The following is a 24,476-nucleotide window of genomic DNA, read 5'->3' as shown; positions in this document are numbered from 1 at the left end:
AATGAAAAACCACTACCCTCTACGTCGTTACCTGCTGTGGGTTTTTAGCCTCATCCTGCTGTTGAGCAGTGGGCGGCTACTGGCACAGCAATCGTCGAACACGGTCAAGTACCGGGTGACTTACAGTACTACTACCCAACGCTACACGGTTTGGGTGGTGCCTGACTATGCTACTCCCAATAGCTATAATGGGGGTAGTAGTGAGTTCTCCTCCACCGCCCAGGTGACGCTGAAGGTACCCATCGGCTTCGTGATTCAGAATATTCTCGATGCCAGTGGTACGCAGTCGTGGGAAAAAGCACCTGCCAAACTGGGTCCGGGTCTTAGCCTGACGGCGACTACCGGGGCTGTATTCACGCAGGATTATAGCCCGGCTGTGCTGGATCCCAACTACGCCTACTATGTTATTGGGAAAGCCCCTACGGAGTCCAATCTGGGCCCCTTTGTGGTGGGCGTACCCGTGGCCTTGTTTACGTTTTCCGGAAATGGCTGTTCTGGTCCTATCCAGATCATGCCACCGGGTGATCCCTTTATTCAGGCGGCTTATGACACGTATTCCTATAACGTGCCTAACAGTTTTTATTCCAGTTCGGGCCAACCCTCCGGGGGTAATCAGGACCCGCTGGAGCAGTTTATTGCGGTCAGTGGTGCATCAGCAGATTGCCAGCCACCCCAGACCCCAACGGTGGTGATCACGGGTCCGGCGATGGGCACGACGGTGGCCAGCCTGAACCCACCTATATCGGGTACGGCTACCCCCGGCAGCAGCGTAACGGTGACGGGTCCCAACGGGCAGAGTTGCATCATCACGGCGGCTATTCCGAGCGGCACCTGGACCTGCACGAGCCTGACGTTTGTCAATGGTCCGGCTTCGGTAACAGCCATCACCAGCCTGAGCGGGGTGACGGGTACACCGGCAGTAGATAACTTTATAATTAACGTGCCGGGCAGTTTTGCCTTCAACTGTACGACTTCGAGCCTGTCGGGGAGTGTGAAAGTGGGCACCGCCAGCAGCGCGACCTTAATGATCGGCATCACCAACGCCACGGCCGGGCCGGTAAGCCTGACTTTGTCGGGAACGGGTTTTGCCTCGGTGACTTCACCGGTTAATCTAACGCTAACGGCGGGTCAGACCAGTATTTCGATTCCGCTTAGTTACGACGGCAGTGGTCCGGCGGGGGTTCGCACCCTGAGTGTGAGTTCGGCCCAGGCGACGGGCAGTTGTTCAGTCACGGTAAGCGTAGCTAATATCAACGCCCCAACGGTGGTGATCACGGGTCCGGCGATGGGCACGACGGTGGCCAGCCTGAATCCACCTATATCGGGTACGGCTACCCCCGGCAGCAGCGTAACGGTGACGGGTCCCAACGGGCAGAGTTGCATCACCACGGCGGCTATTCCGAGCGGCACCTGGACCTGCACGAGCCTGACGTTTGTCAATGGTCCGGCTTCGGTAACGGCCATCACCAGCTTAAGCGGGGTGACGAGTACACCGGCGGTGACTAACTTCACCGTGGCGATTCCTCAACCTCCGCTGGTCCGGCCGGATAGTGCCACGACCCTGGTTGGCGTTCCGGTTTCAGGCAATGTAGTAGGAAACGATACCGATCCGCAGGGTGGTACGCTGACGGCCAGTCTGATCGGCTTGCCAACCGCCGGTACGGTAACGATGTCGTCAACCGGTAACTATACTTTCACGCCCCCCGCCAACTTTACCGGGGTAGCCAGCTTCTGCTACTCGGCCACCAATACGGCGGGTTTGAGTGCCAGTACCTGCGTGAGTATCACCGTTGTTGCGGCACCTGAAGTTAACCTGCCCCCTGTGGCTCTCAATGATCAGGCCCAGACACCAATGAACCAGCCGGTCGTGATTGGCGTCCTGAGTAACGACAGTGATCCGAATTCGCCTACTACCGGTAACGGACAGTTGGGTAAACCTACACTGTTGAGTCAACCTGCATCGGGTACGGCTTTAGTGAACGCCAATGGTACCGTTACATACATCCCTCCGACGAGTTTCACTGGCGCGGTGAGCTTTGCTTACCGGATCTGTGACCAGGCTACTGCGCCCCTGTGCGCTACGGCCCTGGTCAGCGTAACAGTAGTGTCGAGTCTGAAACCACCGGTGGCGGTCGATGACAGCCTGGTGACTAACCAGAATACGGCTAAGGCGAGCAATGTTTCACCAAACGATTACGACCCCCAGAGTCTGACCATGATCTACAGCAGTGGTCAGCCTCAGCACGGTGTCGTCGTGATGGCCGCGAATGGCATCTATACGTACACCCCAGCCGACGGCTATACCGGTCCGGATAGTTTCACCTACAGTGTGTGCAACATAGGCTTTTGCAGTCGGGCAACGGTTTACATTACCGTCCGTCCGTTACCGATTGTCACACTTCGGCTGAAGGTCCTGCTACAGGGAGCTTTGGTCAATAGTACGGGCGGACTGATGCGCGATGACTTACGCAGTAAAAAATTCCTGCCTTTGCGTGAACCCTATAGTGCCATGGGAGGTGCCCGCTTTACCCACGTAAACGGGGGTGGGGGAGAGACCATGCCCGCCAGTGTGACCGCCCTCAACGCGGGCACCGGCGATGCCGTAGTCGACTGGGTCTTTGTCGAACTGCGAAATCCGGCCAATATGTCGGCAGTGGTGACGACTCGTTCGGCCCTGGTGCAGCGGGATGGTGATGTGGTACTGGCCAGCGATGGTGTGTCGCCACTCAGCTTTAGCGGTCTGACGGCAAATAGTTATTACGTGAGCGTGAAACACCGGAATCACCTGGGTGTCATGACGGCAACCGCTGTTCCGCTGTCAACGACGGGTACCCTGGTCGACTTTACAACGATGACGTCTGCCCAACTTTGGAACACCACCGTTGGGTCCTTTAACTACGAAGGATGGGAGCAGATCACCGTTGGCGCAAAGCAGGCGATGTGGGCCGGCGATGCGAGCTATAACGGGAAAGTAAAATATCAGGGAGCTAATAATGATCTGATCACCATATTCTCTGAAGTGATTGCGGCTCAACCGGGTAATCCAAGTCCGCTGTATAATTACGACAATGCGCTGGGCTATTACTTCGGCGATGTTAATATGGATGGTAAAGTGAAGTATCAGGGTACCACTAACGATACCTCGCTGATCTTTACCAACGTGATTAGTAATTACCAGACTCCGTCCCAGATGAACAGCGGTCAATTATACAATTTTGACTTTATGCTGGAACAAATCCCATAATGTAATCCGGGGCGCAGCTTCTGGCTGCGCCCCTTTATCCCTCAATCACTTTGTGCTTACTTACTACTATGAAAAAGGTATTACTTATTCTCTGTTTGCTGGGTTCTGCCCTGATGGGTACGGCTCAAACGGTCGATTACACGATCCGGTACAACCTGACCCAGACTCGCTACGAGGTGTATGCACGCCCTAATTTCACGCAGCCTCAGTACAACTGGGGCAGTGCTCAGGTAACGGTCGTGACACCCGGGTCGCTGGCCAACGCGGCTTTTACCGTAACAAGTGTTGCGGCCGGTGGCTGGACCGATAACTCGGATGTGTTCGATGTGCAGTCGTCTGATTTTCATGCCATAGGCAGCACAGGACTGAAGGTGAACCTGACAGCGGGAGTAGAAACGTTGCTGTTTACCTTTACCCTGCCGGGTGGTATCTGCCTGCCGGGCTTACGCCTGTTCGTCAATGGCACCGACCCCGATTCAAGTGCGCCCGGAATGATGGGGGGCGATTTTTCCAACACCATGTATTCGGCCAATGATATTTCCGGCAATAGCAATCTGTACGTACAGAATTATGCCAACACCGGTACGGTTTGTACCAACTGTAATTTAATTGCTCCCACGTTAAGCAAGTAGTGCTATGTATATGAAACAAATTTGTTCATGGATACTGGGCTCTGCTGTTGGCGTAACCCTTATCCTTAGCCAGAGCGTGGCCGCTACGCTTTCTGACGAACCCACCCATTCGTTAACAACCAACTGGCTCGTTGCGGATGCCGATCGGGATGGTGTCGACGACTCCGTCGATTTGTGCCCCGGTACGGCTGCGGGTGTGGCGGTGAGCGTATACGGCTGCCCGTTAGACCTGGCTGCCTGCGATTATACAACCTCGACGGTAACGCTGAAGAGTGCAGGCGGCAGTACGGGGAGTACCCTAACGACCCGCTATGTGCTGGCCAGCAACACCGGCACTATTTTGCAGGTAAGTGCCACGCCGAGTTTCACCGGCCTGACGGGTACGGCCACGTATATGGCACTGGCCTTGACCTACGATGGAACGGTCAGCAACCTGTCGGTGGGAAATCCGCTGAGTTCGGTGCTGGCTTCCTGCCAGGACTGGTCAGACGCCCTGATGTTCAAAGCCTGCGTGCCGCCTGTTCCAACCTGCGATTATCAGGTGGGTGACGTCATTACGTTGCGGTCGGCAGGGGGAAGCAGCGGAACGGGTGTGAAAACCAGTTATGTGCTGACCGATGCATCCGGCAAGTTGATCCGGGTTAGTACAACTGCGTCCTTTACAACAACGGAGTTGGTAGCGGGTGCCTACAAAGCATATGCGCTAACCTATTCCGACGATGCGAGCATAACCAATTTGGTTGCCAATGGTAGCAATACCTTAGCACAGGTATCGGCGAGTTGTCTGGCAGTATCATCTGCATACCCGCTTACCCTGTGTGGCGGTTGTCAAGCGCAATGTATTCCTATTATGGTGGTTCGTATTCGTTGAACGATTTAATATAAGTAAGCATATGAAAGCAATTGTTCTTATTATCAGTAGTTTATGTCTGTGCGTTTCGGTATGGGCGCAACCCAGCGTTTCGTTACGCATGGCGTTCAATACGGAGCAAAACCGGTATGAAGTCTTTGCTACGCCCAACTTTTCCGCTCGAAATTTTACCTGGGGACCTTCTCAGGTATCGGTTGTTTTACCCGCAACAAAAGCCCCTGAGCCATTGGCCATCAAGAGCACGTCGGTGGGAGTCTGGGCCGATAACTCGATTGTGGCCCAACCCCAGGTCGCTCCGGGGTTTGTGTTTCATGGCATTACGTCGACCGGAGCAAGGCTGAATATGACCGCTGGTGAGGAGTTTCTGTTATTTGATTTTACCCTTCAGGCTGGCTTTGTTGAACACGCTCGTTTGTTTAATAATATGACTGACCCCAATTCGGCGCAGGCTGGTATGAAAGGTGGAGATTTCAAAAGCTACATGTCCGATGAAAAAGGGGCCGATTATCTGGTGGTTCAGAGTACTCCCGTTTCTTTATCCGCTATTCAGGATGCATCGGCTCTTGGCAAAGCTGCCCAGGAAGAGGTGCAGGTTCAGATGATCGCCTACCCGAATCCAACTTCGGGCGGAACCTTCCGGCTCTTTCTGAAGGGATTTGCGCCGGAGGAAACCGTTACCGTTCGTCTCTACGGCATAACGGGCGTCGATCAGAAGCGGCTGACGGATAAAGTAATGAACCTGACCGGACGGGCCATCACGGTGCCTGACCCTTCGGCACCTTACTGGATTTTGTCGTTGGAACGGGCGGCTACGAACGAAGTGCTGACCCAGAAAATCTGGTCACGTGACTAAACTGAATCCGACGTTGCACCCGCGTCGCCAGTGAGTAAGCTTTGGATGCAGGATTGAGGGATCACCTGTTTCAGCTGCGTTCTGTTGCCCGGCGCACTCCTGTTTTTTATTCTTTGAAGTAGGCCAATCGCCAACGTGGACCAACCCGCCGTGTTAGTCCGCGTTGGCGATTGGAATAACCAGGTCATCTTTGAAATTTTTGTGTCAGGCGGGTAAATACACGCTGAAAGTAGCACCGTTGCCGGGCTGGCTCGTGGCACTAATAGCTCCGCCGTGATTGGCGGCTACTTTTTCGCATATGGCTAAACCAATACCTGTACCTTCATACTGGTTTTTGCCCTGCAGGCGCTGAAACACTTGAAAAATGCGGTCTGTATACTTTTCCTCGAAGCCAATGCCGTTATCGACCACGTCGATACGGTGGTAAGCGGCAGCCGCCCGTGTGGGCCTGATCCAAAGGGGAAGATCAGCCGCGCGTACAGTGTTAACCCTGATCTGAATGTGGGGTGTTGTATCGGACCGACGGAACTTCAGTGCATTACTCAGTAGGTTCAGAAAGAGCTGGCTTAATTGCGATGCATCGCCCAGCACCATAGGCAAGGGAGCAACGTCCAGTAATGCCCCGGTCTCTGTTATTCGAAGCTCCAAATCGCTTAACACCCAATGAACTACTTCATCCAGAGAAATTGTCTGTGTAGCCTCCTGTCGGGTGGAAATGCGGGAATACGTGAGTAAATCCCGGATAAGCACCGACATTCGGTAAGCGGCCGACTGCATTCGGTTCAGGTGGTCGAGCCCTTCGCCCAGGGCTGCACCATAACTGTCTTTCAGGATATCGCCGAATTGCTGGATCTTGCGCAGGGGTTCCTGTAAGTCGTGAGAGGCTACGTAGGCGAACTGCCCAAGGTTCTCATTGGAGCGTTGTAAATCCTGGATCGACGCCTGTAGTTGCTGGGTCCGTTGCTGAACCTGCAAGTCCAGTTCGGTCGACAGAGTCCGTAATCGGGCTTCGCTTTCGGCCAGTTCCTGGCGGGCTATCCGCTGGTCATGAACATCGACCACGGTACCAATCATACCGGCATAGGTGCCATCGGCCGCAAAGCGGGGACTACCCAGGTCAATGGCCCAGCGGTATTGCCCATCGCGCTGACGCAATCGGTAGAGTGCCTGAAAAGCGGCCTGTTTCTGGTTGGCCTCTATAAAAATTCTACCCGTTTCGGCCTTATCGTCAGGGTGGGTCGCATCGAGCCAGCCAAACCCCTGGGCTTCGTCGGTAGTCTGGCCGGTGGTTTTATGCCACTGCTTGTTGAGGTAAGTGCAGTATCCGTCGGGCTGTGTTTCCCAGATGATGGCGGGTACGGCATCCGTCAGTCGGCGAAAGTAAGCTTCGCTTTCCAGCCGTTGTTTTCGGGCCAGTACCTCCTGGGTTACCTCGACGGCCATTTCCAGAACGGCATAGACTTCACCATTGGCATTGACCAGGGGCTTTAGGCTAATGTCGAAGTAGTAGGTTCCCGGTACACCGTTGATCACCAGATCTGCCGGGGCCTCCTTTGCCTCAAATGAATTCCCCGTCGTAAATACGCTATCCAGAAGCTGGATGGCGGGTGTGTCGACGGAGCGGGTTAAGACATCCCGGATCGGTTTGCCCACAATGGAAGGTCCCTGGCCAAAACAGCTGATCATGGACTCATTGGCAAGGTCAATTCGCATTTCGGGCCCAACGAACAGGCAGGTAGCCACGGGAGCCTGCTCAATGAGAGTGCGGAATTTGGCTTCGCTGGCTTCCAGTTCCTGTCGGGACACGACCTGACCTGTTACATCCTGGCAGAGTAGAATGACGCCGGTGGTGGTACCATCAAGCTCGTTATAAGGCTGAGCTACCAGATTAAAGTAACCTTCTTTTCTGGTTCTATCTGTCAGTACAGCGTAGGGATGGTCATACAGGTAAAGTGGGTTACCCGTTAGTCTGACCTGTTCAATAAGCGGATACAAGTCCGCTTTCGCTTCGGCGAGAATATCAAATAAGCAGCTTCCCCGCAAGTCGTCCAGTCGTCGGTTAATGAGTTGGGCATAAGACTCGTTGACAATTTCAACCCTCATGTCCGGGCCGCTTACTACCACGATGCCTACGGAAGCTTTATCCACCAGTTGCTGAAAGCGTTGCTCAGAGGTTCGCAGCCGGTTGAAACTTTGTACTTTCTGGGTTGTTTCAAGGCAGGTAGCCAGCACACCAGCTACCCGGCCAGACTCGTCTTTTATGGGGCTATAGCTAAATGTCCAATAAACATCGTCAAGCTGCCCATTGCGGTAAATGGGCATGAGCTGGTCTTCGCTCCAGGTGGCCGGGCCGCCGTCCATTACCTGCTTAAGTAAGGAGTAAACCGTTGGCCAGATTTCCGGCCAGCAGTCTTCTGCTTTCTGGCCCAGGGCGGTTGGATGTTTGCCCGTATTACCCAGGCTGGGCCGGTAGGCATCGTTATAAAACTGAACCAGCTCCGGCCCCCACCACAAAATCATCGGAAACCGGGCATTGAGAATAATGCTCAGCGTAACGCGCAGGTTTTGAGGCCATTGGTCGGGGGTACCCAGTGATGTCTTCGACCAGTCATACTGTCGGGTAAGCGCCCCCATCTCCCCGCCATCGGCCAGGAAGGGGTACAAGTGGGCGGTATTAGCTGTTTCCAAACGACTCCTGTCTATACGTATCAGCAAGTTAGCCAATCAAAAACAATTAAGTGAACAACCCAGGTGAGAATGAACAAGTTTGATTTATAGTTATTGTAGTAACTTATTGGTAGAGATGGCTACTTAATGTAGGTGGAATAATAATTATTTTATTTTTAGCTGTCTGCGTGTGAAGGTAATAAACTATCTTCATTTTTTGATGTTCGTTAATAACAGGGAGAGTATACGTCAATTACAGGTATAACTTGTTGTCAACTTCAAAAGTCGTTGCAAGCCGGATTTGGTATTGCCGCTACGGTCTTTGCCCGGTTAACTTAGCAAAGCTAATACCCTGCCTTATGAAACTATACATCAAATACATGGTTAGTATGCGCTGCAAACTGATCGTACACGCAACGCTGGATGAGCTCGGGCTAGACCATGAGCGGGTCGAGTTAGGGGAGGTAGAGCTCAAAGAGGAAATTACAGGTGAGCAACGCGCCGAATTGAACCGTATTTTATCGACAGTTGGCCTCGAATTAATGGACAACCGAAAAGCTATACTGATTGAACGAATAAAGACAGCCATCATTGACCTGGTGCATTATGCCAGCGACCTGCCTAAAGTCAACAACTCTGATTATATCAGTGAAAAACTTCATTATGATTATACATACTTGGCTAATCTATTTTCCGAAACAGTAGGCCTTACTATTGAGAAATATATCATTAGCCATAAGATTGAAAAAGTAAAGGAATTGTTACTGTATGATGAACTTACGCTTACCCAAATAGCTAGTAAACTAAATTACAGCAGCGTAGCGCATCTATCGACCCAATTTAAAAAAGTAACAGGTTTGACGCCCCGTTTTTATAAACAACTCTTGTCTAAAAAACGAATGAATCTTGAAAAGATAGGAACGTCATCCATGTAAAGTTAGCAATGTGGGAATATTGTAACAATTATGTAATAAAGTGTAAGGTATATGATTTTTAAAGCGCTTAGGTTTGCTTTATATATACTTAAACGATTAATATCAACGAAATGATGCAAAAATTTCTACTTTGGCTAATTCTGGTAACCCTGTCAGCCATGCCGAAAGTCGGGTTTGGTCAAACACTGGATTTGGGGACTACCTCCGGATTTTCGCTCTTTACCGCTAATGGAGCACTTACCAATGCGGGGGCATCTGTAGTCTCAGGTGATATCGGAACGAATGTGGGCGCCATTAGTGGCTTTGAAGCCGCATCCGTAACGGGTAATACCCGACCTGCTGGAAGTGCCCAATCGATGCAGGCGGCCCTGGATGTTGTATCGGCCTATAACTCGATCGGTTCATTTAATTGTGGTACGCAAATAAATTCAGAATTAGGTGGTCAGACGCTATCGCCGGGTATATCCTGCCAGAGTACGGCTTCACCTACTACCTTGAATGGAACGTTAACGTTAAGCGGGTCAGGCACATTTATCATTAAACTGAGCAGTGCTTTAGTTACTGCCACCAACTCCAGCATCGTGCTGACAAATGGAGCCACGGCCAATAATGTATTTTTTCGTATAGAAGGAGCCGCAACATTAGGCACCGGTTCTACATTCAAGGGAACTATACTGGCACTGGGAGCGATCACCCTGAACACCACAGCTCTGGAAGGCAGAGCCCTGTCGACAACCGGAGCGATCACCCTGAATGCTAGTAATATTACGGCTGTAGCGGCCCCGTCTCCTCTACCTGTTTCGCTAACCTCCTTTACGGCCAGGGCACAAGCCAATCATACTGTCAGGATAGACTGGACAACGTCGCTGGAAACCAACAATAAAAGTTTCCTGATCGAACGCAGCAAAGATCTCCGGGTTTTTGAAACAGTAAGCATAGTGAGCGAACTGGCACCTATGAGTAATGCGCTGAAGACGTACAATCTGGTTGATGCGATGCCTTACGCGGGTACTAGTTATTACCGCCTGACCCAAACCGATCTAAACGGGAAAGCCAGCGTTTACCCGGCTGTTTCGGTTGTGCTGCGGGACGATGCCTATGGCGTATACCCTAACCCGGTAGTGGGCGAGGGGCGGTTTGGCCTTCGGCTGGACGAGCCCGAAACGGCAACGATAACGTTTTATAGCACAGATGGCCATGCGTTACCGCTTCAAAAAACAGGCATTGAATCGGGCAATCTACTTCTGAAAATGAGCAGCAAACTCACAACCGGCGTGTATTTACTAACCGTTGAAGAGCGAGGACAGTCCCGCCAGCACCGTATTGTTGTCGAGTAAGGATTTACGTTTTAACTGCTGAAATTTATCCTATCAACTTTTCAAGACTCATGAGCAAAAAAGCTATACATATATCGGCCTCTTCGCCTAAAAAGGCCTATAAAGCCCCGAAGATCAAATCGTTGGGCAGTGTCAGGCAACTGACGTTAAAAACTGGGTCGGCCGTAGACGGGTTTGGCTCGTTTGGCTGAGTGTCTCAACCAAACCGTACTCGTGCGCCTGACTGGTTATGCCAGTCAGGCTATTTTATACCCGCAGAAATACTTTTTTCTTGTAAAGGATGTATAAGAACACCCATTTAACGGCCAGAAAAGCCAGCACAGCGCCAACGGCCGTTACCACTTCGGAAGAAGACTGCTTGAGTAACCCACCGAAGAAAAACCGGGCTGCGTACTCGAAATCGATGAATTCGCCCGCCAGATAGATCAGGATGGAGTTCATGCCGATGACTGTGAAGAAGAACGTCCAGCGGTTGATGCCTTTTACGTCGATGATCCAGTAAAATACAGACAGCAACACCAAGCTCAAGCCACCCGTAACGAGCACGAATGAACTGGTCCACAGGTTCTTGTTGATGGGGAAAACGAAATTCCAACCCCAGCCGAGCAGTACAAGCATCGCTCCGGCACCGAGTAGCGCAACGGCTTTCTGGCTGCCCGTTCGGCCATGTGTGCGCAGGAATGTACCGGCAAAAATACCAAGCAGGGTGTTGTCGATGGCGGGGAGCGTGGAGAACAGCCCTTCCGGATCGTGGATTGTTTTGTACAGATGGCCCGGCACCACCATGCGGTCGATAAAACTGGCCAGATTACATTCCATCGTGAGCACACCCGCTCCACAACCGGGTACGGGTATCAGCATCATCATCGCCCAGTAACCCAGCAATAGTCCGACGAACCAGATATACTGAGCGCGTGGACGAAAATACAGGTAGATCAGCTGCGCAAACATCCCGGCCAGACCAATGCGGCCCAGCACACTGGGGAAGCGCATATCTTCGAAAACCCGGTTGAATAGCCCGTTATTATAAACGATACCCAGCACAACCAGAATAAGCCCCCGGCTGATGATCTTGCGGGCAATCCGGCCTTTGTCCGTTCCCTGGTCCAGCCGCGACCCGACCGAAAAGGGAGTCGACACGCCTGCCATAAACATGAAGAGCGGAAAGATGAGGTCATAGGCCCGAAAACCGTTCCAGGCGGGGTGCGAAAACTGATCGGCCAGCAGGATAGCGCCCGCCCAGCCGGTGGTTTTGGCGAGCACATGAAAAATTTCCTCACCGCCCATGATCCAGAACATATCGAAACCGCGCAGCGTATCGAGCGAGAGAAGTCGTTTAACGGGTATTGGCTGAGCAAGAGCCGGTTCAATGGGCGTTTGTAATGTACTCATTCGAAAAGAATCCAGGGATGAAAAAGGAGTTTGGCAGGCGAGTGGTGTACCAACAGCCTAAATTAGTCTTTTTTTGCCTGTTTTCGGGCTTTATACGCTTTAAAACGATTATTGTATTCCTCCAGCTGGTCGGGTTTATAGCGTTTCTGGTACTCTGCCGGTAAGTCGAGCCGTTCGGGAGCCAGCGCCGGAGCCTGATCTGCCAGCGTAGTTTGCCCTTTGCTGTTTTTGATCAGCTCGAACGAATCGTATTTCTCGCCCGTCACGGTATAGGACTGATACGACAGCTTGTCGCCGTCAATCGAGATTGTCTGGTACAACTGGGTATTGGAAGCTGCCCGGTCCATCCAGTCCTGCAAGCCGATGTCGTACATTTTCGGGCCGCTGACCGACACCACATAGATAGGTCCGTCGGGGTGTTTGCGGCTCTTGCCCAGGGGCATGTTCAGGCCCCGGCCATAGGTGTGGTCATGCCCCTGCAAAACCAGATCGACACCCATTTTTTTGTAAATCGGCTCCATCCGCTCGCGCCACTCATCGTTGTCGCGCCCCTGCTTCGTAGAATAAATCGGGTGATGGTGCACCACAACCGTCCAGCGGTTGGGGTTGTTGGTCAGCACTTGCCTGAGCCAGTTGGCCTGAGCCGTCAGTACGGTCGAATCCAGCAGGGCCGCCTGCGAATTCAGGGAGATAAAGCGGGTGCCTTGATAGTCAATAAAGTAGGTGGTTTCTTCCAGCCCTTTTGGGCCGTTTTCGGGCAGTACAAACGAAGGACGCCAATGTCTGGATACCTGAGTCTTGCCCTGTTCATCCTTAAAATACTCGTGGTTGCCGGGCGTAGCCAGCGTGGGTACCATGCCGTTAATCCAGCCCCCCGCTTCGAACCACTCCGCCCATTGCCAGTCGGCGTTGGAGGTGGTGATGAGGTCGCCCGCATGAATCATCAGATTCGCTTTCGGGAGGGTCGAGTAAGCGCCCCGAATGGCCCGTGACCAAAGCGACCGGATGTCGTTCTGCGCGTCGCCGAAATACACAAAAGAAAACGGCGCAGGACCAGCCAGCGCCGTTTTAACGTGAAACCATTCGCTCCAGTGGGTGCCATCGCCCACGCGGTAGCTGTACTGTGTGCCCGGTTTCAGGTTTTTGAAATGGACCGAATGGTACCGAACCGATTTTCCGTCGAGGATAACGCGTTCGGTGGTGGCCGTTACAACCGATGCGCTGCTGACAAAGTCGGGCGAGGGGTCGGCTTCGGCAATGGCCCCGACAGCGGTTGTCACGGTCGAATCGGTGCGCCAGTTGACGGATTGCGACGTAGCCGGATTGCCCTGCCAGCCCAAAATGAGCCGGTCGGGATAAGGCGTTGGCGAATAGTCTTTGTGGAGCTGTGCCCGAACCGGTAACAGGCTCAGGGTGAAAAGAAGAGTTAGTAATTGTCGTGTCATGACGTGAAGGTAGTGTATGCTTAATGAGTTGGTTTGTTAGCCAGGGTTCTGTACACCCCGGGTACCTGATCTGTTTGAATGACGTCTACGCCGAAGCGAGCTGCTTTTACGTACTCACCGGGCGTATCGAAGGCATCCAGCAGATCGGAAAAAACCTTTATGTTTTGCTGATGAATTTGCCTGGCGAGGGCTTCGGTCAGGGCGGACCAGCTTACGTCGAAGGCATACGGATGCAAACCGGCGATTTTAGCGGCCATCTGGTCGGCCCGTTTCAGGCCAGGCATTAGTTTGGCCCCCGGTGCTGCGTTTTTTAGGGCTACTAGTTTCTCGTCGGAGCCGTAAAAGACCGCATCGGTCAGTAGCCCATAGTGCGTCAGAACGGCCACCAGTGGCTCCGGGGCTACGTCCTTGCAGTCGACATACAGGTTGGTTTTGGCCGGGTGCCGCGCATTCCAGTCGGCCAGCAACTGGCAAACTTCGTCCAGTGTTGGAATCTGTTCCGCTTTAAACGTATCGGACATACCGTTTGCCGCCGATAGTTTTTTCAGCTCAGCCAGTGTCTGTTCCCTGACCGGGCCGGTGCCGCTGGTCGTGCGGTTCAGCGTGCCGTCGTGCAAAATCACCAACTTACCGTCTTTCGTCGTTCGCACATCAATTTCGATGTAATCGACTGCCAGTTGCAGAGCCAGCCTGAACGTGGCCAGTGTGTTTTCAGGGGCGATCCCGGATGCGCCCCGGTGCGCCGAAACGCCCATTTGGTGATAGGTTTTGAGTTGGGTTCGGTAAAAACGGATTGAGTCTGCTATCGGCAACTGCCCCAAAACAGGACCGACTGAAATGAGCCATCCGAGCAGTAATCCCGGCGTCAGGCGTTTGAGCACTCGTTTCATTTATGCTGTGCGTTTTTGAGGTTGGGTTTGGCACGCCAGTCGGCTTCCGGGCCAAACCGGAAATGTGTTGACTTATCTGGTTTTTCGTAGGCCGGATAGTGGTAGATCAGCCGGTTTGTCAGCAGGAAACATACGCTGGAAATCGTTACGGTAAGCACCAGGCGCAGCCAGAGTTGTCGATAAACCGTCGCGAAAGAGGGGAGGGGCTGAATATTGACCGTTTCTTGTTCGTGTGGTACGGTGAGTACCAGCAACGTTGCCAGGATGGCATTGACCGTGATGACCCACTCCGTAAGCAGCCGCTGGGGGCGCCAGTCGACCAGCGCCCGTTCAAAATTGCCGATCACCATCAGCCAGAGCAACACCAGAAAGATGAGCTGCCCTCGCCCGAGCCAGCTGACCGGAACAAGGGACAGCGGTTCGCGATTGTGCCGACGAATGAGCAGGATGAATAGGAAAAGAACCAGCAGCCAGGTGAGCTTGAACCAGCCTTCGGGGGTCATGTGCAGGAAGTCGACGCCGGGCAGTCGGCCCAGATAGGGGGCATCCCACAAAGCGGCTGTGGTTTTGGAGGTGCCATCCGGCGAAGAAACGACCTGTGTCCATACTTCGGGGTTCAACTGCTCGCTCCAGTCTTCAACATTCTTGACCAGATTGACGTACGGAAGGGCCAGCCAGACGAAAACGATGGCGACGCCTAATGTCCATCTGCCATTTCGGGAAGCCCGTACCGATGAGTCGGTATGCATCGGGATTCGAGTTGCCAGAAAGCCCAGCGCCACCACGATGGCAATGCCATTTACGAAGCCGTAACTCTGCTCCAGAAAGCTGTGCCAATTCTGCTGCTGCCAGTTGCTCCAGCTGGCGATGATGGTTTTGAACGCGTTACTTTCGGGTGAAAGCCCTTTGCCGATCAGAATACGCGGATTTCCGGGCGCCATCATCAGTTGCTTGACCCACTGAATTCCCAAAAAGCCCAGTCCGCCAATGATGCCGCTGATGAGCGACGCCACTGCCACGGGCAGTAGTTGATTTCGGCGCATCCAGCGAATCATACCGATAAACGCACCCGTAATGCCCGCCCAGTCGTCGCTGCGGGGCGGGGTCATGCGGAGCCCTCCGAAATGGGTGAAGAAGACGCTGCCGAGTACCGGAACGATCAGGAAGAAAAGCAGCCAGCCAACGGCCATGTACACAATGAGTGAGGCCCCATGGCGGAACTTGCCAAACCGGCAAAAATAGGCCGTTATGCCAAGCAGAAACCCAATGATCCAGCCAATGTGCTGCGGATAATCGCTGAACCACTGAGGCCAGTTGTTGAGAAAATTGACTGGCTCGAAGGCTAATTTCCCTGTTTCAGGATTAATGTAAGCCGGGTCGCCCAGCGGGTAAGTCAGCAGCGAAGCTAGTTTCCGATCCAGATTGGCCACTTGCAGCATTAGCTGAATAAACCAGCCCAACAGCGCACCTACGCCCGCAAAAACGGGCAAAAGCAGGCTGTTGTTTTCCTTTCGGTCGGTCAGGTCGTACAGCGCCATGGCCAGCAGCGCCACCAGAGCCGCCAGGTAATCGGCATCGAGCCAGTACAGCGGACTCTTGTGCCGCGACCAGGTATGATCGGCCGAAAGGCCCGCTTGCAGCCATTCTATCAGCGGGTCTTCCAGCCAATCCTGAAGCAGCCAGCCGCCAAAAAGAAACAAAATCGGTTTGACGAGCTGAACGAGTCGTTCGCGCTCAGCCACGGCTGCCAGTGCCGTTCCTGCTCCACCCAGTGCGGCCCATAAAAAGCCAATGTAAAACAGCCCAACGTACCCGAACCACTGCGTAGCCGTCTGGCCGCTTTGGGTATAGGCAATGACCTGCATGTAAGAGATGGAGCCGCCAAACCCCCAGCCAATGGCCCCGAAAAAGGCAAAATAAAGAATACGCTGCCGCCAGTCGGCCCGCCCCGACAGCAAGGGGACGACAATGGCCGCCAGGCACCCGGCAAAGGCCGCCCCGTACTCGTGGCCGAAATTACCCCGAATGCCCCAGCCAATAGACAGGGCCAGACCGCCCAGCAGGACGGCGCTGACCCGCCAGATGGGCGATCTTGTAGTCGAAAGGCGCATGGGCTGTCGTTAGATAATGGACGAATCAATCGACTCCGATCCCTGGCTGTCGCCTACGGCTTCCCGGATGATGGCCAGGTCGTGGCGCAGACGCTGGCTGAAGAGAGCAATGTCGAAACTGTGCACGATGATGTTGGCCCCTTCGTTTATCCACTTGATCTGGCGTTCGGGCTCCAGCGAAAAATGAATGCCGATGGCCAGCCCTTTCGAACGAGCGGTGTGAATGATGGTGCGAACAGCCGCATCGAAATCGGGGTGGTCGTACTGCTCCGGCAAGCCCAGACTAACCGATAAATCGTGCGGCCCGATGAACACGGCATCGAGGCCCGGCACCGACAGCAGTTCGTCCAGCCGATCCAGCGCGGGTACGCTTTCTATGTTGGCAATGCACAGTTGATCGGCGTTGTAGGCCGCGATATACGCCTGCATGTCGGCCGACAGGGTTTCCCGGCCGTTCAGTACGTTAGCCAAGCGTTCGCCTTTCAGCGGCCGGTATTTGGTGGCACCCACCAACTCCCGCACCTGCTCGGGCGATTCGAGGTACGGCGCCACAACCCCAATGGCCCCGCCATCAATCACCTGACAGGCCCGGAATGGGTCGGGACTCGGTATCCGGACGATGGGCGTAATCCCGTAGGCCCGGAACTGCTGACAGAGGGCCGCCAGTTCAGCCCGATCCACTGGAATGTGTTCGGTGTCCAGAAAGACGAAGTCCAGCCCGACCTGACTGATGGCTTTCGGCCACATGGGCGCAGTCGATGTGATACAGGTACCGTAGACACGCTGGCCCTGTTGTAATTTCTGACGGAGACTGTGGTGGGCTGACCCCTTCATATTGATTATGGATTACACGGATAGGTAACGGCTAATACTCATCGTATTAATTAGTTATCGGCTCACTGGGGCACTGATCACACCGAGGTAACGCCCCATCCAGTAGGGGAGCAGCCAGATGTCGCCCGCGCTGTGTTCCGATGCGCCGTTGCCCCGCGTCCGGTCCAGCGCAAAGGTGTTACCGTTGTGCCGTTGGATGGGCCGTTCGGCGGGTGAGAGCACTTCTTTGGTGGTTTGCCCCCGGAAGTTATCGGCCAGCATGTCAATATCTTCCCGGTGGCTGTTCCGGATCTCCCAGTCGATCAGGTCGAGGGGGTGCTCCCGCAGGTACCAGGCGGCTTCGTTGAGGTCGAACGTTTTGGTGCCCGTAAGGGCCGTAAAAATATTCCAGGCGCCGTCTTTTTCGGGCCGTTCAATTTCCCAGTGGTCGAGGATCGCCTTTTTGTAGTTGGCCTTCAGGGTATCATTGAGGGCATAGCGGTACAAGCCCCAGTAGCCCACAAAGTACATCTCATCGTCGGAGTGATTCCAGCCGTCCGACATGTGCTTGCTGTGTTCATCGGCATCGTCGGCCGCTTTTCCGATCACCCGCATGGGGCGCATCATATTCTCCAGGTAGCCGTGCTTCTGCATCAACTCAAATGCCTTCTTTTTATACTTTTCCTTTTTGGTGAACTGGTAGGCCGTTTGCAGCATGGCGATGATGTTGGACGAGTTCAGCTTGCGGTCGCCTACATTGACGGGGAAGGCATTGACGTAGTCCGGGTTCCATTTACCCCAGAGCGTTGGCTTGCCGTTGAAGTCGATCAAGTACAGGTCGTGGCTCAGGATATGGCTCATGACGGTGTCGATGAGGGTAATGGCCCGGCGCTGCATCGGCTTGTCGTCGACCAGCTCGGCCATAGCCCCGAAGGCGAAAATATGCCCGATCACTTCATCGCTGCTGGTAGTCGATTTCCAGTCCCAGCCGGGCTGGGGCGAATGCTGCCAGCGTTCGGGGTCGCTGAGCCGGGCAATGTAGCCCGCCCGCTCAAACGACCGCGCCGGAAAGCCGGGTACGGGATTGATGGTGTACAGCCGCTCCATGGCATCGAGCGATTCGCGGCAGTTTTGCAGGGCATCTTTATCTTTTGTGACGGCATAGCGGAAAATTTCGCCCGCCAGATACATCGACGTCCATAAACCGTCATTATCCGAATCGGCCAGATAGCCCGTTGCCAGATTTCCTTTCTCCAGCCCATCCAGCGACGCATTGAAGCCATTCCGGATGTGGCGGCTCCGCACCTGTTGTTCGTAGAAAACGGCTTTGTCGTGCAGGGTCATTGATTTGGTGGCCAGTTCGGCCATACCCGCCGTGGTAAGCACCAGAACGCTGTTTTTGGGTCCGGCCGCCAGTTGGGTGACCTCATTGCCCGGCAACCAGCGTTCGCCGTTGTAATAGTTGAATTTGCCATCCGGACGCAGGCAAAACGCGCCTTTAGTTGAGCCGAACCAGAGCTGCCCGTTTATGTCGGCCACGGCTGTGACTTCGGTCCAGGGCAGTTTCCGGTGAATGCCTCCGAGCTGGGTTTTGGTGAGCGGGTCGAATTCGAGGTAGCCATCGGTGGTGCCAATAACCACTTTTTTGCCCTGGCTGGTCAGGTCGAAAGCGGTGAAATTTTCTCCGTGCAGCACGTTGGTGAGTTTATAGCCCTTCTCTGCGAGCGTGTACAACCCCTTTTTGCCCAGCACCCAGAACAGGCCGGTGGCGGGTTGATACCGCATTCCAATTACCCGATCGTCGGGCAGTTCGCCTTTCCACAGTACCGCTTTTTCGCCTACCAGATGCAGAGCTTTCCCATCCGAAACGAGGAAGGTGAAGGTAGCGCCACCCACAAACAACTGCGCCTGCGGCAACTGGTGCTGGGCGTAGAGTTTTCCGGCCCACGCATTGCTCAGCACAGCCTGATCGTCGAGGTAAACGAGTTGCTGATCATACGTGCTTACTGCAGCCAGTTTCCGATCCTGCATGGGACGATAGGTGCGGTCGGGCTGCAGGGTGCCGGGAATGAGGAACTGCCCGCCGTGGGGATGCTGCAGCCCATCGGTACTCATGAGCTGAATAACCCCGTTTCGGTCGCAGGCCAGGCTGGTGAGTTTGCCGGTTGGTCTCTCCGAATAGTATTTGATGCTGTACGTCTGTCCGAACGGTTTATCCTGGTAAACCGGCTGGGCGAACAAACCCGGATCGGGGGAGAGAACGGCAAGAAAGAGAACGATGATTCGGGCGAAATAGCGGTTTTGCATAAGAATTGGGTAGTGCAAATACTATACGGCACTGCGGCACCATCGGACTATCCATGAGTGGGTAAATTTTACGTTTGCCCGGCCTGTGGATTTAAATCCGACGGTTAACCAATGATGAATAAATCGTTATTTTATCTGGCATTGCATCGAAAAAAGCCTGTTAATAATGGGCTGATACTAAGCGTATAAGAGAAACACCGACCGATTTAGATTATGCCAATATAAAATCGAGCCGCTTTGCGTAAATAGAGGGTATTAATACGCAAAGTGCGAAGATTAATTAAAATATCGTAATCTATATTTGTTTCGAAGATTTAGAGGGGGAGCCAAATATAATTTGGTTGTGTGGTGGTGAGTGGAGGAGAGGTTGCTATTTTTTGGTCGATCGTATAAGAATTGTTTGGTGTGTGCGTCAGCTTGTAAGTGGATTCATGCCGAAATCATAGTGAAAGATTCGTAGTCCTTAGTTTACCAAATCCTTACCGCAACCCTTCCATATGACCAGTAACTATCCCATTGAGTCTATCCTCGACCGCGTCATTCAGGGCGATCAGGCTGCCTTCGCAAAACTCTATCGGCATTACCGCAACCCGGCCCTCAAATTCTGTTTTTACCTGGTAAAAGACCAGGAAGAGTCCGAGAACATGATTCATGATCTGTTCATAAAAATCTGGGAGCGACGTACCCAAATCAATCCAACCCTGAACTTCAACTCCTACTTGTTTACCTGCCTTCGGAACATGGCATTCGATTACCTGAAGCAGGTCGAAAAAAGCCAGCTCCTTCGGCAGCGCTATATGGAACAGATGCAGGGCGTCCCGGAAGAATCCGACGATCAGGAAGCCCGTATTCAGTTGCTCGAACTGGCCATCAACTCCCTCTCCGAAAAACGAAAGATGATTCTGCTCATGAACATCGAGGGGGGGAAGTCCTATCAGGAGATTGCAGAGATGCTGCGCATTTCCAAAAACACCGTCAAAAATCAGCTCGTAAAAGCCAAGCAGCTCCTGCGCGAAAAGCTCGATTTCTCCCTTTCCTGATGACCAGTCAGTCAGGTTTCGATCGAATGGATGAGTTGTATTCGCGATCAGCCCGCCGGTTGAATGACCTATATAGAGATGGGTTAGCCCTTTTTTGAGGGCGAATCCGCGTGTGCCCAACGGAACATGCCGGGGCTCCGTCTGCTTGTTGAAAAAATAAGTGGCTTAGGAATAGTCCTTTATATGACATCGCCCGTATTATAGGCAAACCCGCTAACGGTTACGATACAATGTCAACGGCTGACAGTAACTATCTGATCCAACAGCTGCTCCGTAGCCAACTGACGAGAGCAGAACTGGACGAATTCCTGACCGGGCTGCATAATGAAGACGACATCCGGGTGTATTCGGAGGTGCTGGAAGCCTTCTTTATCGATCTACTGAAACAACATGATTGCTCGTCTGAACCCGATCGGCCAACGGACTGAGAACTACCACGTCAACTCGTACCTGGCCTAAATCCGTTTCTACCCCTTTGTATTTACTGACTATTTATAACTGAACACGCATGAAACCATTTTCTACTTTTCAGTTGATTCTGAGGCAAACTCTGGCCATCGCTATGCTGATGGGGGTTTGCGTTGTGCATGCGCTGGCCGCTGGGTCGGCTACGGGTAAACCACCCAGAACAATCACCGGAAACGTTACCCTGGGTACCAACAACCAGTCTGTGGCGGGGGTCAACATCCTCGTGAAAGGTACCCAACTGGGTACCGTTACCGACCAGCGGGGTAATTATGCCATTACCGTAAACACCGATAATGCGGTACTCGTCTACTCGTTTATCGGCTACAAAACGCAGGAGGTTACCGTCGGTAACCGGTCGGTTATTGATGTGGCGCTGGTGGAGAATAACGAAGTGCTGGGCGAAGTGGTCGTTACCGCTCTGGGTATCAAGCGGGAAGCCCGCTCATTAGGCTACGCAGTGGGGGAGGTACAAGGCAAAGACCTGAGCCGGGTAGCGCAGGAAAACGTACTTAACTCGCTGGCGGGCCGGGTGCCGGGCGTTCAGATCAGCTCAACGGGGCCGTCGGGTTCGTCGGTGAGCATGATCATTCGCGGGGCCAAATCCCTGAATACAGACAACCAGCCGCTGTTTGTTGTCGATGGCGTTCCGGTTGCCAACTCGCTCAACAACGTCAGCCAGATTGGTAACGACAACCGCGTCGATTACGGAAACGCCATCTCCGATATCAACCCCGACGATGTGGAGAACATATCCATTCTGAAAGGCCCCAGCGCGGCTGCCCTGTATGGCTCACGGGCGGCTAACGGCGTGGTGCTGATTACAACCAAAAGCGGCTCCAAATCGCAGAAGATGACCGTATCCGTTACGTCGAATACCGTTTTCGATCAGCCTTACAAATACCTGAAAATGGGCTCCAAGTTTGCCACCGGTATTCTGCCCTTCACGCCGGAAAACAACCCCTATCCGGGCGGCATTCTGCAAATCGACGAAAGCTCGGCGGGTGGCGTTGGTCCCGAACTGGACAAAGGCTATAACGCCATCCAGTGGAACAGCCCCGTAGGCCCTGATGGCAAGCAAATTCCGACGCCTTTGGTCTCACATCCCAACAACATCCGTGATTTTGTCCGAACCGGCATTACGAGCACCAACGGCGTATCCATCGCCAATAATTCGGAGAAGGTTACCTACCGGCTGTCGTACTCCAACATGAACAGCCGGGGTATTGTACCGAACTCCGATCTGTTCAAAAACACGCTGGCGATCAACACATCGGTACGCATTAACGATAAACTGACGCTGAGCACGAACCTGGACTTCAGCCGGAGTAACTCCAACAACCGGCCCGCTGGCGAGCGGGGCACTAACCCGCTGCAGTGGGCCTATGCCGTTGGCTCGCACATCGACATCAATGACCTGCGGGATTACTGGGTGCCCGGTAAAGAAGGGCTGCAACAGAAATCGCAAAGTATCGGCAACTACAACAATCCGTACTTTCTGGCTTATGAGGTCAACAACAGCTACGTCCGCGACCGGGTGTTTGGCAACCTCAAAGCCGAATGGCAGCTTACACCCGAGATCAAACTGATGGGCCGTTACGCACTCGATACCTATTCGGAACAGCGCGAAACCAAAATTGCCAAGAGTTATACCGGCGAACCCAACGGAGCCTATGGGCTGATTAACCTCAAACGTTACGAACGCAATGCCGACTTCCTGGCCACGTACACCAAGCGGTTCAATGCGCTGAGCGTGGTGGTATCGGCCGGGGGAAACAACCGGTATTCCCAGTCGTCCGATCTAAGCAACAGCAGCCGAAATGGTGCGGGGCTGATCATTCCGGGTCTGTACACCATTCAGAACATTGCGCCAAACAACCTTCAATACAGCAACTACCTGTACAAAAAGGCCATTTACAGCGTCTATGGAATGGCTAACTTCGGCTTTAAGGACATGATCTACCTCGACCTGACCGCCCGCAATGACTGGTCGAGTACTCTGCCGGTCGACAACCGGTCGTACTTCTACCCATCGGCGTCGCTGAGTGTGCTGCTCAACGAGATGATCCATATGCCCAATACCGTCGATCTGTTCAAGATTCGGGGCGGTATTGCGCAGGTGGGTAACGATGCCAATCCGTACAGCCTGTTTGCTACCCTGGGCGATGCCGGGGCCTGGAATGGCGTAACCCGCCTGTCTAAATCGGGCGGGATTCTGCTGCCCAATCTAAAGCCGGAGATCGCTACATCGTACGAAGTGGGTATCGACTACAACATGTTCCGAAACCGGCTCCGGTTCTCTGGAACGTACTATACTTCCGAAAACCGGAACCAGATTCTGCCTTCGCAGATTGCACCGTCGTCGGGCTTTACCACCAAGAGCATCAACGCCGGTTTGCTCGAAAGTCGGGGTGTTGAACTCTCGCTGGGCGGCACGCTGGTCGACAAAGGTGGCTTGCGCTGGGACCTGACCACCAACTTCACCAAAAACACGACCCGCATTAAAGAACTGGCGGAGAGCATCCCGTACTATACGTTGTGGACCGATGCCAAGGGCGGTGCCTGGACGTATGTAGGCGATAAAGTGGGCGACATTTACGACGCGGAAATCATCACCGTTACGGACAAAAACTCACCTTATTTCGGGTACCCCATTCTGGATAACGACGGTTCCTGGCAGAGCAAGAGTGCGTCGACATCGAAGAACAAAATCGGCAACTTCAACCCCAACTTCATTCTGGGCGCACAGAGTTCGCTATCCTATAAAGGCTTCACACTCAACCTGTCCCTCGACTGGCGGTCGGGTGGCGATTTCGTATCGCAGACGTACCGGTACATGGAATCGGATCTGCGTTCGCAGCGGTTTCTGGATAATCTGATCAACCCCGGCGGCCGTACCGGCGATGCGCTTCGTAACTGGCTGGTCGATAATGCCGATCAGTACATCAAAATTCAGGGGAACAACTTCCCGATTGTGGGTGGCCCAACCAGTGCTTATGGCGGCTATCCTTTTGAATTTGGCGGTAAAACCTATGCCTATGGCGTGTTCAATCCGGGTGTGCTGGCGCAGTACGATGACAAAGGCAACATCATCGGTTATACCGAAAACCTGGGCGGAGCGGATACCAAGATCATTCCGTATGGCGATAACTACCCCTGGAGCTTTACCCGGGCGGCTACCTTCGATGCCTCGTTCGTGAAACTGCGGGAGATTTCGCTGGGCTACGACCTGCCCGCCAAATTCGTTAAATCCATTGGTTTGCAGAACGCCAGTTTCTCGGTCTATAGCCGCAACATTATACTCTGGACCGCGGCCAAGATCAACGTCGATCCCGAAATGGCTTTCCAGCCGCAGACCAGTCCGCAGGCGGGTACCCAGTTCAAACAGGGAATCGAACGCTACAACGTAACTCCCTGGGTTATTCCGGTTGGTTTCAAACTTGGCCTCACGTTCTAAGCACGTCAAAACTAGTT

Annotated in this window: 17 protein-coding genes; 10 read left to right on the top strand and 7 right to left on the bottom strand. The window is 53.5% G+C overall.

Going from position 1 to position 24,476, the window contains the following annotated elements:
* Position 1: 1 nt before the first annotated feature.
* The 4 genes from ACYVJM_RS10930 (at position 2) to ACYVJM_RS10915 (ending at position 5,600) form a co-directional block, all read left to right on the top strand.
* A complete protein-coding gene (locus tag ACYVJM_RS10930) occupies positions 2-3,244 on the top strand; it encodes a cadherin-like domain-containing protein (RefSeq protein ID WP_461148259.1) in 3,243 nt (1,080 codons plus the stop codon).
* A 68-nt stretch (positions 3,245-3,312) separates the two neighbouring features.
* Positions 3,313-3,876 carry a hypothetical protein gene (locus tag ACYVJM_RS10925; protein WP_461148258.1) on the top strand — a complete coding sequence of 188 codons (564 nt, stop codon included), beginning with the start codon at positions 3,313-3,315 and terminating at the stop codon, positions 3,874-3,876.
* Positions 3,877-3,880: 4 nt separating this feature from the next.
* The gene (locus ACYVJM_RS10920; RefSeq protein WP_461148257.1) at positions 3,881-4,747 is read left to right on the top strand and encodes a hypothetical protein; all 867 of its coding nucleotides are present in this window, start codon (positions 3,881-3,883) and stop codon (positions 4,745-4,747) included.
* A gap of 22 nt (positions 4,748-4,769) precedes the next feature.
* The gene (locus ACYVJM_RS10915) at positions 4,770-5,600 is read left to right on the top strand and encodes a hypothetical protein (RefSeq protein WP_461148256.1); all 831 of its coding nucleotides are present in this window, start codon (positions 4,770-4,772) and stop codon (positions 5,598-5,600) included.
* 204 nt (positions 5,601-5,804) lie between these two features.
* Here the strand turns inward: ACYVJM_RS10915 and ACYVJM_RS10910 are convergent, their stop codons facing one another.
* A complete protein-coding gene (locus tag ACYVJM_RS10910) occupies positions 5,805-8,234 on the bottom strand; it encodes a PAS domain-containing protein (protein WP_461148647.1) in 2,430 nt (809 codons plus the stop codon).
* A 392-nt stretch (positions 8,235-8,626) separates the two neighbouring features.
* On the opposite strand from ACYVJM_RS10910, the gene ACYVJM_RS10905 reads away from it, so the two are divergent.
* From ACYVJM_RS10905 to ACYVJM_RS10895, 3 genes are all read left to right on the top strand, one after another.
* On the top strand, positions 8,627-9,202 hold the full coding sequence (locus tag ACYVJM_RS10905; protein WP_461148255.1) for a helix-turn-helix domain-containing protein: 576 nt from the start codon (positions 8,627-8,629) through the stop codon (positions 9,200-9,202).
* A 110-nt stretch (positions 9,203-9,312) separates the two neighbouring features.
* Positions 9,313-10,539, top strand: coding sequence for an ice-binding family protein (locus tag ACYVJM_RS10900; RefSeq protein ID WP_461148254.1), 1,227 nt, complete (start codon positions 9,313-9,315; stop codon positions 10,537-10,539).
* A 50-nt stretch (positions 10,540-10,589) separates the two neighbouring features.
* Entirely contained in the window at positions 10,590-10,730 is a 141-nt protein-coding gene (locus ACYVJM_RS10895) for a hypothetical protein (RefSeq protein WP_461148253.1), read from the top strand.
* Between the two features lie 55 nt (positions 10,731-10,785).
* Here the strand turns inward: ACYVJM_RS10895 and ACYVJM_RS10890 are convergent, their stop codons facing one another.
* The 6 genes from ACYVJM_RS10890 to ACYVJM_RS10865 all read right to left on the bottom strand — a co-directional run bounded on the left by ACYVJM_RS10890 (position 10,786) and on the right by ACYVJM_RS10865 (position 19,497).
* Positions 10,786-11,931, bottom strand: coding sequence for an acyltransferase family protein (locus tag ACYVJM_RS10890; RefSeq protein ID WP_461148252.1), 1,146 nt, complete (start codon positions 11,929-11,931; stop codon positions 10,786-10,788).
* A gap of 62 nt (positions 11,932-11,993) precedes the next feature.
* A complete protein-coding gene (locus ACYVJM_RS10885) occupies positions 11,994-13,376 on the bottom strand; it encodes a purple acid phosphatase family protein (RefSeq protein WP_461148251.1) in 1,383 nt (460 codons plus the stop codon).
* 20 nt (positions 13,377-13,396) lie between these two features.
* Positions 13,397-14,266 carry a glycerophosphodiester phosphodiesterase family protein gene (locus ACYVJM_RS10880; RefSeq protein WP_461148250.1) on the bottom strand — a complete coding sequence of 290 codons (870 nt, stop codon included), beginning with the start codon at positions 14,264-14,266 and terminating at the stop codon, positions 13,397-13,399.
* Positions 14,263-16,377: a hypothetical protein gene (locus ACYVJM_RS10875; RefSeq protein WP_461148249.1), complete on the bottom strand. Its 2,115-nt coding sequence runs from the start codon at positions 16,375-16,377 to the stop codon at positions 14,263-14,265. The genes ACYVJM_RS10880 and ACYVJM_RS10875 overlap by 4 nt, the downstream gene beginning before the upstream one ends.
* A 9-nt stretch (positions 16,378-16,386) precedes the next feature.
* Positions 16,387-17,211 carry an HpcH/HpaI aldolase family protein gene (locus ACYVJM_RS10870; protein WP_461148248.1) on the bottom strand — a complete coding sequence of 275 codons (825 nt, stop codon included), beginning with the start codon at positions 17,209-17,211 and terminating at the stop codon, positions 16,387-16,389.
* A 54-nt stretch (positions 17,212-17,265) separates the two neighbouring features.
* The gene (locus ACYVJM_RS10865; protein ID WP_461148247.1) at positions 17,266-19,497 is read right to left on the bottom strand and encodes a hypothetical protein; all 2,232 of its coding nucleotides are present in this window, start codon (positions 19,495-19,497) and stop codon (positions 17,266-17,268) included.
* Positions 19,498-19,994: 497 nt separating this feature from the next.
* On the opposite strand from ACYVJM_RS10865, the gene ACYVJM_RS10860 reads away from it, so the two are divergent.
* The 3 genes from ACYVJM_RS10860 (at position 19,995) to ACYVJM_RS10850 (ending at position 24,459) form a co-directional block, all read left to right on the top strand.
* Positions 19,995-20,537, top strand: coding sequence for an RNA polymerase sigma factor (locus tag ACYVJM_RS10860; RefSeq protein WP_461148246.1), 543 nt, complete (start codon positions 19,995-19,997; stop codon positions 20,535-20,537).
* A gap of 230 nt (positions 20,538-20,767) precedes the next feature.
* Entirely contained in the window at positions 20,768-20,965 is a 198-nt protein-coding gene (locus tag ACYVJM_RS10855; protein ID WP_461148245.1) for a hypothetical protein, read from the top strand.
* Between the two features lie 80 nt (positions 20,966-21,045).
* The gene (locus ACYVJM_RS10850) at positions 21,046-24,459 is read left to right on the top strand and encodes a SusC/RagA family TonB-linked outer membrane protein (RefSeq protein WP_461148244.1); all 3,414 of its coding nucleotides are present in this window, start codon (positions 21,046-21,048) and stop codon (positions 24,457-24,459) included.
* Positions 24,460-24,476: the final 17 nt, after the last annotated feature.

It is taken from the genome of Spirosoma pulveris (genome assembly GCF_054781875.1).
The sequence above is the reverse complement of the archived record's forward strand: the minus strand, read 5'-3'. Positions and strand labels throughout refer to the sequence as shown.